This window comes from Paenibacillus sp. FSL H7-0735 (genome assembly GCF_038008505.1).
Lineage (GTDB): Bacteria > Bacillota > Bacilli > Paenibacillales > Paenibacillaceae > Paenibacillus_AQ > Paenibacillus_AQ odorifer.
This window is the reverse complement of sequence record NZ_JBBOZH010000001.1, coordinates 3,627,468-3,640,382: the sequence shown is the minus strand read 5'-3', so window position 1 is coordinate 3,640,382 and position 12,915 is coordinate 3,627,468. Positions and strand designations below refer to the sequence as shown.

General features: G+C 39.6%; 11 protein-coding genes. All 11 read right to left on the bottom strand.

Going from position 1 to position 12,915, the window contains the following annotated elements; genetic code table 11:
• Positions 1-204 precede the first annotated feature (204 nt).
• On the bottom strand, positions 205-1,710 hold the full coding sequence (locus tag NSS82_RS16550) for a glycoside hydrolase family 1 protein (RefSeq protein ID WP_076105687.1): 1,506 nt from the start codon (positions 1,708-1,710) through the stop codon (positions 205-207).
• A 41-nt stretch (positions 1,711-1,751) separates the two neighbouring features.
• A complete protein-coding gene (gene celB / locus NSS82_RS16545) occupies positions 1,752-3,065 on the bottom strand; it encodes a PTS cellobiose transporter subunit IIC (RefSeq protein WP_076105686.1) in 1,314 nt (437 codons plus the stop codon).
• A gap of 51 nt (positions 3,066-3,116) precedes the next feature.
• Complete coding sequence (locus NSS82_RS16540; RefSeq protein WP_076105685.1) at positions 3,117-3,440, bottom strand: PTS lactose/cellobiose transporter subunit IIA; 324 nt, start codon at positions 3,438-3,440, stop codon at positions 3,117-3,119.
• A 41-nt stretch (positions 3,441-3,481) separates the two neighbouring features.
• Positions 3,482-3,799: a PTS sugar transporter subunit IIB gene (locus NSS82_RS16535; RefSeq protein ID WP_076105684.1), complete on the bottom strand. Its 318-nt coding sequence runs from the start codon at positions 3,797-3,799 to the stop codon at positions 3,482-3,484.
• Between the two features lie 126 nt (positions 3,800-3,925).
• Positions 3,926-5,848 (bottom strand): BglG family transcription antiterminator, encoded by a 1,923-nt coding sequence (locus NSS82_RS16530; protein ID WP_256718502.1) that lies wholly within the window; start codon positions 5,846-5,848, stop codon positions 3,926-3,928.
• Between the two features lie 222 nt (positions 5,849-6,070).
• Positions 6,071-6,961 (bottom strand): hypothetical protein, encoded by an 891-nt coding sequence (locus NSS82_RS16525; RefSeq protein ID WP_076272551.1) that lies wholly within the window; start codon positions 6,959-6,961, stop codon positions 6,071-6,073.
• 213 nt (positions 6,962-7,174) lie between these two features.
• A complete protein-coding gene (locus NSS82_RS16520) occupies positions 7,175-8,095 on the bottom strand; it encodes a metal ABC transporter substrate-binding protein (RefSeq protein WP_038571008.1) in 921 nt (306 codons plus the stop codon).
• Positions 8,092-8,934 (bottom strand): metal ABC transporter permease, encoded by an 843-nt coding sequence (locus NSS82_RS16515; protein WP_036677866.1) that lies wholly within the window; start codon positions 8,932-8,934, stop codon positions 8,092-8,094. Before NSS82_RS16515 ends, NSS82_RS16520 begins: the two co-directional genes overlap by 4 nt.
• Positions 8,927-9,670 (bottom strand): metal ABC transporter ATP-binding protein, encoded by a 744-nt coding sequence (locus NSS82_RS16510; protein WP_283160366.1) that lies wholly within the window; start codon positions 9,668-9,670, stop codon positions 8,927-8,929. Before NSS82_RS16510 ends, NSS82_RS16515 begins: the two co-directional genes overlap by 8 nt.
• Before the next feature lie 238 nt (positions 9,671-9,908).
• Positions 9,909-11,711: an alpha-L-fucosidase gene (locus NSS82_RS16505; RefSeq protein ID WP_076272550.1), complete on the bottom strand. Its 1,803-nt coding sequence runs from the start codon at positions 11,709-11,711 to the stop codon at positions 9,909-9,911.
• Positions 11,705-12,871: a glycoside hydrolase family 88 protein gene (locus NSS82_RS16500; protein ID WP_076272549.1), complete on the bottom strand. Its 1,167-nt coding sequence runs from the start codon at positions 12,869-12,871 to the stop codon at positions 11,705-11,707. Before NSS82_RS16500 ends, NSS82_RS16505 begins: the two co-directional genes overlap by 7 nt.
• Positions 12,872-12,915: the final 44 nt, after the last annotated feature.

Here is a 12,915-nt window from a genome sequence, read left to right as displayed (position 1 = left end):
CCTTTTCCGTAATATTTCCTGTAATGTCACCTAGTATCCATCATTATTACCTAATAGGACACCATTCGGTGTCTAATTGATTATAAGACACCAAATGGTCACATGTCAACAATCCAGTAAAAAAGCATTACCAAAAGCAAGTCCAGCTTAGGACTGCTCCTGATAATGCCTCCAGATGAATCATTTCGTTTTACGATTTAATAATTAATCTAATTGTTCTCCATTAGTAGCGATAACATTTTTATACCAATAAAATGATTTTTTCTTCGAACGTTTAAACGACCCGTTTCCTTTATCATCCAGATCAACGTGAATAAAGCCATAACGCTTTTTCATTTCACCCGTTCCAGCAGAAACAATGTCTATGCAGCCCCAAGGTGTGTAACCTATCAGATCCACATGATCAATTTCGATAGCGTTTTTTATTTCTTTGATATGATTTTTTAAGTAGTCGATACGTTCATCATCATTGATACTACCATCTTCTTCAACCTTATCTATGTTGCCCATTCCATTTTCAACAATAAACAGAGGTTTTTGATAGCGATCATATAGCTCATTTAATACAAAACGCAGACCTTTTGCATCGATTGGCCAACCCCACGGTGTTGCTTTAAGATACGGGTTAGGCGAACCTTGTTGTCCACCAGTTGTTGTTGTGTTAGGTGAAAAACGATCAAATACAGTTGTACGGTAATAAGAAAACGCTAGAAAATCGGAAGTATACTGCCTTAGGATCTCTTCATCACCAAACTCTGTTTTTAACTCGAAATTATATTCATCAAAAATGGCTTGGGCATAATTTGGATAATAGCCTCGTAAAATTACATCTGAGAAAATTAACGCTTTTCTTCTGAATTCATAGGCTCCAAATACATCATCTGGATGACATGTTGCTGGATAGATCCCTGATAATGCCAACATAGCTCCCATCTTAAAGTCAGGATTAATCGTTCGTGCCAGTTTATTAGCTAAAGCCGAAGCAACCATAAGATGATGGATAGATTGTAATTTGTCACCTGCATCAGCGAGGGGAGTTTCGCCTTGATTAGAATGGGTTCCTTCCTTGATATTATTTGAAGCTAACCCCAAAGTCCAATAGCCTCCAAGCACATTCACTTCATTAATAGTGACCCAATATTTCACTTTGTTTTTCCAACGCACAAATATAGTTTCGGCGAATCTTAAATAGAAATCAATTAGCTTACGGTTGGTCCAGCCCCCATACTTATCAGCCAGATTAAGAGGCATATCAAAATGCAATAATGTTACCAGAGGTTCAATGCCGTATTTCAGCAATTCATCTATAACATTGTCATAAAACTCCAGTCCCTTTTCATTAGCTATTTCATCATCACCATTTGGAAAAATTCTCGTCCAAGAAATGGATAATCGATAAACTTTAAATCCCATCTCCGCAAATAAAGCAATATCTTCCTTGTAATGATGGTAGAAATCCGTCGCATTATGACTTGGGTAATAATATCCTTCTTTTAAAATGCCTTTAGCTCCGATTGGTATGCAGGCACCTTGTCCAATTACTCCTTCGCGGCCATCGGGAAATTGATAAAATATTTTGCGCGGAGAATCTTTTGTGCCATCAGTCATCAGATCAGAAACGGCTAATCCTCGACCTCCTTCATTGTAACCACCTTCATATTGATTAGCTGCAGTTGCACCACCCCATAAAAATCCCTGTGGAAATCCCATGCTGTTACCTCCTTCTTTTTACTCAATCTATTTTTTTGCTACTACGCTAAAACGCTTTCAGTTTCATTACTACGGCTATCCTGTTCTTCTTTATATTTCTGGTTATCTAAAACTTTGAAGAACGGGAAGTAGATAAGAATCGCTACCACGAAATTAACCAGCTGCAAGACAATTCCCGAGATACTTTGCGTTACTAAATATCCTGAAATAAATATCGGCGTTGTTGGAGGTGGCAATGCTCCGATTGGTTTGGCCACGATTCCTAAAGACATGGATAGATATGCGAGCAGAACAGTAACGATTGGAGTGATGAGAAACGGAACTAACATAATCGGATTCAATACAATCGGTAGTCCGAATAGAACGGGTTCATTAATGTTGAATAAGCTTGGTCCAATACCTATTCGTCCTATTTGCTTCATCTGCTTACTTTTGGAGAACAGGAACATTAAAACAACTAGACTTAGCGTGGTACCTGCGCCACCTATCCAGATAAAGAATTTGAATTCTGCAGTAGCGATATTCTCAAGAGGCATGCCTGCAGAGAGTGCAGAGGCATTGGCTGCTGACAGCTGAAGCCAGACGGGCAACATAATGGTGCTGCCGATAATAGAAGAACCGTGCAGACCTACAGCCCACAATAAATTGGCAAGTAAGAAAACAATAATAGTTCCTACTAAGCTTGTCCCAACAGCAGTTAAAGGTTCTTGGAGAAGTTGTGCCACAATTTTGTGAACGCTCTCAAAAGAGGTGAAGTTCTCAACGAGCAAACGAATCGCGACAACGCTCATGACTGCTACAAACCCCGGAATTAGGGCTGTAAAAGATCTCGCAACTGTTGGCGGAACTCCGTCCGGCATTTTGATAACAATATCCTTTTGGACAATCTTGCGGAATATTTCTGTTGTCAAAACGGCAATGATCAATCCTACGAACAATCCTTGGCTAGTGAAATAAACAACATTCACCGCTGTGGTAGTCACATTATCTACCGTAAAGGTTGAATTAGGTGTGATAATAAAGAACGAACATAAGGCTACTATCCCAGACGATAGCGGATCGACTTTATAACTCTCTGCTAATCGGTATGCCACGCCAATAGTAGCAATTAAAGCAATTAGGTTAAATGTGCCACCGTAGGGATACAACAAGGCAGTTTTGATTCCTGGATGAGCAGTTAAATAATCTAAATAGGCTGGAATGGGCAGATAAGCTAGTATTAAGAATACTGAACCAATAATTATAAATGGGATAGTCAAGACCATCGCATCACGGAGTGCAGATAAGTGCCTTTGTGCAGCTATTTTCCCCGCAACAGGCATTACCTTTTCTTCTAAGAAGTCCGTTATTTTCATATGTGCTACACTTTCCTTTCTTGAAAGGGGTATTTTGCAGCGTTAATTTATTTATTTCGCACGCTTATATAGTTCAATCATTTCTGTAACAAGCAGAGAAATGGTTTCTACACTCATTAGTTGATCTTCAGCATGAACAAGAATCAGTGAGAATTGAAGTTGTTCTCCATTTGCTTCTCTTTTGATTAATGATTTATGCATTTTATGGCCTTCTCTAAAAAATTGCTTTGATTCTTCTAACTTTTCTTCCGCTCCTTTAAAATCCCCCTCTTTTGCTGCATAAAGCGCCTCCATTACTGAGCTTTTAGCTGCGCCAACGTTGCTTATGATGTTAAATGCTACAGTATAGTATTCCTCTTTCACTTCATCTACCATTACTTACCGCTCCCTTCGTCTCTCTCTATTTGCTTAATTGCTTATTTGCTCTCAATTATCTTTAATGCTTGTTCTAGTACTTTTTCGCCGTTCATCATACCGTAATGCAGCATATCAATCGCTTCAATCGGAATATTTTTACCGACCAGTTTAGCTTCTAATTGTTTTTTCATAAATTTCACTTGAGGACCTAATAGGATGACGTCTACGTTTTTTTCTTGTAACGTAAGTTCAATTTCAGTAACTGGTTTCGCGAAAATATTAGCTTGTATTCCTTTTTCCTCAGCGGTCTTTTGCATTTTAGTTACTAATAAACTTGTACTCATCCCTGCATTACACGCTAACATAATTGTATTCATTATTGTTCTCCCCCTTAAATACTGTTGTATTTACTAACAACCTCAGTTTATCGCTAAACAGCTTTCTTTTTAAGCGAACCTTTTTCCAAAAACAATAGGAAACGTTTGCAGTGTAAAAACGCAGATTCATTTCAGTAACTCTAAGATTTCTTCCGCAGAATCTTTAACAAGAATTTGCTCAACGATCTCTTTATCTTCAATAAGCGAACCAAGTTTCTTATACATGCTATCTAGATCGCCACTATTTCCTTCTTTTATATTTAACAGACATATTAACTGCACCATCTGCTTATCATTCCAACGAATAGGCCGCTTTAACGTACATAACGTCCAAAAGGTTTCTTTCGTTACGGGAGTAGTTGGATGAGGAATGGCCACCAGATTACCAAAGCTTGTTGGAGCCAGTTCCTCCCTTTCTAATACTAAAGATTCATAATGGTCGGGAACAAGACCTTGCTTAATCAGCTCACTACTTAAAAAATGAATAACACTTTCCTTTGTTGTTAATTCTTTTTTCACGAATATCCGGTAAGGATCAAGATAAAAATGAGCTTCTCCCGGCTGTTCTGAAGAAGATAAGAGATTCCTGATCTGATCCAGATCCGTATCGTCTAGAAAGGTTTTTACTACATGGACAGGTATTCCTATATTTTCCTTGATAGGGATTGTACTGATGACTAAATCTATCGAGGATAGATCGGTTTCTGCTAATTTATAATAGCTAATTGTATTTACAACATGAATCTTGTTTTCGAATAGATTGATTAAACGGTAATAGAGTAATTTTGCACTTCCGACACCTGAGGCACATACAAGAATAACTCTTTTGACCTTTTTATTTTTACTTTTCATTCTTTCTAAAGCAGCACCAATGTGTAAAGCAATAAAAGCCACCTCATGTTCCCCAACTTCTAAATCTAAAAAGTTGTTAATACACTTGCTGGCTATAAGAGCTCCTTCAAAAGCCGCCGGAAAATTTATTTTAATTTCTTTTAACAAAGGATTTCGAATATTCATTTTATACCTGATTCTGTTCATCGCAGGCCTGATATGAAGGGTCAGAGCTTGAATAAATTCAACGTCACCATTAAAATCCCAATTAGATTCGTTTTTTAATCTATTCAGTATACATCTTACAATGGTTCCCACTTCATCCAGCTTACTGTACTCTGACAAACTTTCTTTTGGAAGCAACTTCGTACCCACCAAATGGATAATAACATAGTTGATCTCCGAATCAGGAAACTCTAGTCCGGTAAAGTCTTCTATTTCTTTAACAATTTCTTGGCTCACTATTTTTTCAAAAGGATAATCTTCTTTTAGATGTACTGAAGGATTATCAATTAGAAAGCCCTCTTCAATTCTCTTGCAAGCTATAATTAAATGGATGGCAAGGTTATCTAAAGAAATATCAGATATTTCGATTTTGTAGTTGTTTACTTTATCAACGATTATTTCCTTTACTTTTTTGTATGTATCTTTATCAAATAAACTAGAGCTCACGTGAGTTGGATCGAGTTCTTCTTCTCTTTTGTATAAATAATTGGACAAACATATTCGTTTCATAAATTCATCCCCCTCTATATACAAGCCGTAATGGGGGCGGTTTACTATACTCAGGTTGTAATTTTCCAGTATTTTACGCACTTCTTTTAAATCATTTTGTATTGTGGATTTAGAAACAAACATCTCATCTTCAATCGTCGCTAATTTGATATAGTTATTTTTCAACAAAAAACGGTTCAACAAATAAAAGACCCTATTGTCTTGTTCAGAAAAGTCAATCGTAGTATAACTGATCTTATCACTTGTTAAATCACCAAATTCCTGATGAAATAGATTTATATCAGTAATTTTTGCTGCGAAGCCTTTCCCACGAATCAATTCTATTTTCAGGCCTAATACGGAAGATATATTTTGTAGTTCCTTTAAATCATTACGGATCGTTCGATCGCTAACATTCAGTTCCTTAGAAATCCATGCAGCTGTGACAGGTTGATTAGAATTAATTAAGTATAAAAGTATTTCTTTTTGCCGTTTTGAAAACAATTCTATCCCTCTTTCTTATCCAGAGTATGAATATGAGCTAATATTAACTGAAGCATACATTTACATACATTTGCTCATTTTTTTATATCGGTTACAATATCACTTCCTAAGAAAATTTGATAGTGTTCTTACAGTACCAAACGAAACAGGCGTCCTCATTTAAGAAGACACCTGTTTGAACTTCAGCTTCGTTTGACGAGTTATGGGCAAGAAATATGCGGGTTAACTCAACTTCTGCTGCAGTATAATTGCTAGTTCTTCTGCTGAATCCCACACAATAGGACGAATATCCTTAAGCTGTACAAAAAGTTTATCCGCCTCAATACTGTTTACGGTCCATAATACGGGTATGTTTAAACCAAGTGCATATCCCGCCGAAAAATACACCTCTGGGGATTGCCCCGTTAAATCTGCGATAATCAGTTTGCTTTCTGCGATTTGATCCAACTCGTATTTTTCACCGTTCTGAGTTTTCGTATGTGTTAATAAGCGCGGCAGGAAACCACACTGCTCTATTTTGGGCAATAACTTCTCCAGCCATGTTGTAGACAAATTCTCTTCATCCGACACGAGCACGAAGCAAGGTTTTAGTTTCTTACCTCCAGCGCTTTCCGCAGCTTCATTCCAGCCGGTTTCAGTAAGCTTAAAGGTCATGCCTTCCCTGATCAGAAGCTGATCACTTATCAACTTGTCTATGATGTATACCAGCTCTTGCAGATTGGGAGAATACGTCAAGTTATAGCTGCTTGAGAGGGGTTGAATGACAACCGCTTCCCCCGGGCCTTCAGAATGTCTATATAAATATTGCAGTAGACGGTTTCCTTTATCTTCAATGCTCACAGGTATTTTTGGTGAATTTACAATGGACTCTAAATCTTCAGCAGATATAGTGATCTTTTCATCACAATCAGTCAGCTCACGTATGTAAGCCGATACTACATGCAGCATGTCGCGTTTCTTTTGATGCGGGAGCGAATTAATGGGTTCGTAGCTGTCTCTACGTAGACTATAAAACCCGCCTGGTGAACAAGAACAGCCTATATATCTATCGTTATCGCCTTCTGGTTCAATGGAAACAATCTCATCACAGAACAAACAGTGTTTCTTAATCATGACAACTCTTCACCTCTTATTAAGTGTTAGCCTCTACCTTACCAAGATTTTTTTGAAAAGTAGACAAGAAGATATTTCCTGTAGCAGGTTATCCCAAGGCGTAAACGTAATATTTCGAGGCTCGAATATAGATTTTATTCAATAAAAAACCGACATAGGAATCAGCTGTAAACTGAACCTTCTGTCGGTTGATATAAGCTTGGAGCCAGGCATTTAGGATTGAGATAAACCTTCTATAACTTTATCAATATTCCATTTGATCATCTTAATGTATGTGTCGCCCTCTTCGCCTTTCTTAGCTAAAGAATCGGTGAAAATCTTAGAGTGTATCGGTACTCCCGTTTCATTTGCGATGGTCTCCATTGTTTTTGGATTTACGCTAGTTTCCAGAAATAATGCAGGCACTTGATTTTCATCAATGATCTTAATTATGTTTTTCATTTGCTCTGGCGTTCCTTGACTATCCGTATTGATCTCCCAGATAAAAGCCGATTCAAATCCGTAAGCTTTAGAAAAATATTTGAATGCTCCTTCGCTGGTAACAAGGATACGTTTCTCTTGTGGAATTTTTTCGACTGCTTCTTTTGCATATTGATCCAATTCATTCAGTTTCTTAACATATTCCGATTGATTATTAAGATAAAATTCTTTGTTGTCGGGATCTTTTTCGATTACACGTTTTGTGATGATATCTACATATTTTATTGAATTCTGAATATCCAGCCAGGCATGAGGATCTACCTGAGTTTCTTTTCCTTTTTCTGTTAGATACATTGGAGATACTTCATCTGAGACTGCAAAAGCAACATCCTTTTTATTAGTCACATCTAGAAGATCTTGAAACCACCCCTTACCTGTTTCTAGGTTCAAACCGTTATAAAACACTAAATCTGCGCTAGAAACCTTACTAGTATCCTTGGGTAATGGATCGTACATATGCGGATCTGTTCCGATGGGTACCATACTGTAAACTTCAGCTTTCTCCCCTACAATGTTTTCGGTCATATCAGCGATAATGGAGTATGTTGCAACAATCTGCAGCTTATCATGGTCTGCTTCTCCTTCACTAACCTTTGAGCATGCGGTAAGAAGTACGATAAACATTGTCAAAGAGAGTATTTTTATGGTCTTCATCCTTGTTTCAACCCTTTCCTGAAAAAATTATTTTTGGGTGAGATTATAAATGAAATTCCGAACATGCTTACGCCGACCAGAACAATCGTGGCACTTGTAGGTAAATTGAATTTAAAGCTTACAATTACACCTATAATCCCGGATACAGCGCCGATTGTAGAAGCCAGGATAATCATGTGGAACAGCTTATTCGTCCAGAGATAGGATGTAGCAGCCGGAATAACCAGCATTGCAATCACAAGCACAATTCCTACTTGAGATAACGAAGATACGGTAACCACAGATAGGAGCATCATCAATAAATAATGATAGAACCCTGTTTTTAACCCATAGGCTTTGGAAACAACCGGATCAAACGAACTCATTAAAAGCTCTTTATACAGCAATGAAATGATGGCAATAACAACAATCATAATAATAAAGGATTGCATTAACTCCGACTGTGGGACGGCAAGAATATTACCAAACAGAATGTGAGTTAGATCAAGCCCGCTTTTGGCAAAAGTAATTAGGACGATACCTAACGCAAAAAATGAGCTGAGAATAATGCCGATAGAGGTGTCACTTTTAATATTGCTACGACTTGTAATAAATTGAATGAGAACTGCTGCTAATAGTCCAAATAGTGAGGCTCCAAGAAGAATGTTGATGCCTAAGATATAAGATAACGCCACCCCGGGTAACACCGCATGTGATAACGCATCTCCCATTAATGACATCTTTCTAAGTACAATAAAGCTTCCTAAAACCCCTGATACAATTCCAAGAATGATAGCAGATAATCCCGCGTTAAGTGCATATATCGGAATGTTTAATACCCCTGAGAAATAATCAATCATGATCTGTCGCCCCCATCCCTTTGATCACCAGATTACCTAAGGAGGCACCATAGGCGCTGAGGATATTCTCTGGCGTAAAGGTGTCTTTAACATCACCAAAAGCAATTAATTTCTTATTGAGAATGATGACTTTGTCAAAATATTCTTCGACCTCATGCAAATCGTGATGAACGATGAGTATGGTTTTTCCTTCTTCGCGAAGTTGTTTTAGCAGCTTTACAATGATTTTCTCACTGACTAAATCTATGCCTACAAAAGGTTCATCTAAAAAAAATACATTTGCTTGTTGTGCAAGTGCCCTGGCGATAAAAACTCTTTGGAGTTGTCCCCCGGACAGATTGCTGATTTGTTTATTCGCAAGATCACTTATATCCACCATCGCCATACATTCCTCGACTCTTTGCCGCTCTGTTTTTCCGGGACGCTGGAAGATTCGCAAATTAGGGTAAGTTCCAGTCAGCACTGTATCCCTTACCGTAATTGGAAAAGAAAGATCAATGTCATTCTTTTGCGGCACATATGCGATCTTCCGTTTGTACTCAGAAATATCTTTTCCCTCCACCATAACTGATCCTGTTCTCTTCTTTATCACCTCTAACAATGACTTGATAAATGTAGATTTCCCGGCACCGTTTGGTCCGATAATTCCGATTGCATACCCAAAGGGAATATCAATATTTACATTTTCTAGTGCAGAATTACCGAAATAATCTACGTTTAGGTTTCTGATTTCAATCATAAAAAAACTCCTTATCTCTGTTAAGTTCATATGTAGCACTGTTCTGTTCACCCTGTTAATTTATTTCCTAATAGAAACAATGATTCCTTTGGTCCAATTTGTTTCCCTAGGTAAACTTTTATTCTTATATACAATATATTTACCCGAGGGCAATATGTCAACAACATTCCTTAAATCAACAAAAAAAAGAACCCAAGTGATTGGAGTTCTTTTGCATTATTTCAATATAAAAATCTCATAGTTGCAGTAGTTTTAAACATCTAGGCTGCATCAGATATCCCCCTGAAATATGCTCTGCCTGCAATCGAATCATATATTCTCCTGCCGTGGGGAAATACAGCTCACCTACTTGAAAGCTTTGAAAATTGCTAACCCCATCGGTAGAAATAACTTTCGCTTGCAAAATTTGATCCGCAGCCTTGATGAGGTAGACTCCTCCACCGCCATTCTCTCCTTCTTCGCTGCGATATTCGATACTAACCTGAAATCTTACCGGACCTAATGTCCGGACATGCCAAACTGCGGTATCCTCTCTATCCTTCCAGTCCAACAGATTATCATGGTCTTTTTTTCCTGTATCGTAACGAAGGGTTGGACCAAAGATCTCACTTTCAAATACCCCTAATTCTAGTAAGGTATCTTCTCCAAAGTCCAATAATCGGATTGGATTACCTTCTACAGGTTCTGCACAGACAATTGCAATGACCAGCGGCATGTTATTAGAATTTTCGGCAAAGTTCGGTAAACTGGGGAGTTCGACTTCCAGATCCTGCTCAGATAGCTTTGTGAAAATCAGCTCCTCCCCTCCATCTAAAGCAAATACCTTTTGAACAGCGGTCTTCAGACCGGGGACGATTAGCTTATTTCCCTTCTTAAGATCGAAAACATGTAGATATAATGTATTTCCTTTCAGAGTGCATCTGCCCCAAGACGGTTTGGCTGTGGGCGATTCTCCAGCACCGTAAATGCTATCCCCATTGGTATTTAACCAATCTCCTACTTGAAGCAAAATCGATTCGGATACCGGATCCCATTCCCCTGTTGCTGTTGGACCGATATTGATAACCAGATTCCCATTTTTGCTAACAACATCGATGATCTGGCGGATGATAGTTACAGGGGATTTCCAGTGATGATCGGACCTCTTATACCCCCATGAGTCATTTAACGTAATAATATTCTCCCAGTACTTACCAAGGTTACGAGTCGTAAGTTGATTATCAGATGTATTTGAATAATCTCCAAGTGGTGCTTTCCATACTCTGCTATTGACCAAACAATCTGGCTGAAGTGCATAAACCGCCGCCAAAAACGCTTCTCCTTGCTCACGGGTCAGTTTGCCTCCGCAATCAAACCACATTAAACCAACTTTTCCGTAGTCTGTCAGCAGCTCACGGACTTGAGGGATTGATTTGCTGTGCAAATATCGTTCAAAACGGGTGCGTTTATCGGTATCATTTATCCACGTTTGAACGTCATCATAAGCGCCGATATTCAGTGGATAATCCCAGGTATTCCCTTGAGAGTCTGGATCATGCCAATCCATCGCATGAGAGTAGTAAATTCCGAGTACCATTTTTTCCGCACGACATGCCTCCATTAGTTCCCGAAGGGGATCACGGCCCAATGAAGTGTGCTTACTGATCGAATATTCGGATACACTCGAGTTATACATCGCGAAGCCGTCGTGATGTTTAGCTGTAAAGATGATATATTTTAGGCCAGCACGCTTGGCAGTCCGCACCCACTTCATTGCATCAAAAGCTGATGGACTGAACGCTGCGGCCATTTCCTCATATTCAGCAACTGGGATCTTCGCGCGTAGCATAATATGCTCACTGTAAGAAGCTTGTATTTCTTTTCCCTTCCATTCACCCGCAGGCAGGGCATAAGGTCCCCAGTGAATAAACAAGCCGAGCCTGGCTTCCTGCCACCATTCCATACGCCGAGCCTGTTCATTGTCTATCGGAGTTTCGACGGACTGTATACTATACGGATCATCGAGAAGGTTTTCTGTTGTTTTTCCGTTTCTTACCATAACTGAAGAACGGCTCCGCGGAGTTTAGATACAGCCTCGACAAAGAAATAATCGCCATAGATCAGTGGCGTATCAATGTGCACACCCCCTGGGAGATTGGATGTTCCAGAAAGAATCAATCCTTCCTCTTCCGGAATGTCCCAAGTCCCATAATTCTCATAAAGTGAGCGAACGATTTGTTCTGCGGCTCGCAGGTAAAAAGAGGCTTCCGTCTGTGGTACGATCTTTGCCAGCTCGATCAAGCCACATGCCGCACATGCACCAGCAGAGGTATCACGCGGCTTTTCGCCTGCATCAGGTGCCCTGAAATCCCAGTGAGGTACATGATCCTCCGGAAGATTAGCCAAGAAGAAGTGCGCAGCTCTTTTAGCTCCCGATAGAAACTTGTTCTCTCCGGTATAGTGATAAGACAAAGTAAGACCGTAAATCATCCATGCGCTGCCCCGTGCCCAAGCGGATTCTTCCGCATAACCTTGGCCGGACATAGCGCCTATTTTTTCTCCTGATTCCGGGTTGAACTGCAGAATATGATAACTTGATCCATCCGGACGTAAAAAATGCTCCACTACCGTTTCCGCATGCGCAGCGGCGATATGCCGGAAACGCGGATCCTCTGTAACTTCCGATGCCCAGTATAATAAGGGCAGATTCATTACAGTATCAATGATGGACCATCCCGCCCGGTTTATCTTCTCCGTGTCATGCCAGGCTCTGATAAATGACCCTTTCAGGTTAAAGCGGCTGGCCAGTTGAGCGGCAGCCATCAACCCGCGCTGCTTGGAGCGTTCATTACCAGTCACGCGGTAATTGGCCAAAGCTGAGAGTGTCCATATAAAACCGGCATCATGATGAACGGAAAGAGCATAAAGAGGTTCATCCAGTTTCTCTTCAATTTGCTCGGCGATTTCTTGCAGCGCCGGATAATTCCCCTCTGCGGCAATCTGCCACAAAATACCCGGCCAGAACCCTGCTGTCCACCACGATGGACGCATGTTATCGTATACTCCGCTCACGGAAGCATGCGGAAAACTAACGCCAATTCGCTTACTAGTCTTTTCCACTTTATTTATAATTTGTTGCCATGCGCTATCCGCCCATTCCAGAGTTGACTCCGAAATTACCAGTTCGCGATTTTGTTGAGTTGGTATTACATCTCCCATTTTAGTACCTCCTGTTAACATTGATGATATTTATGAAATTCAAC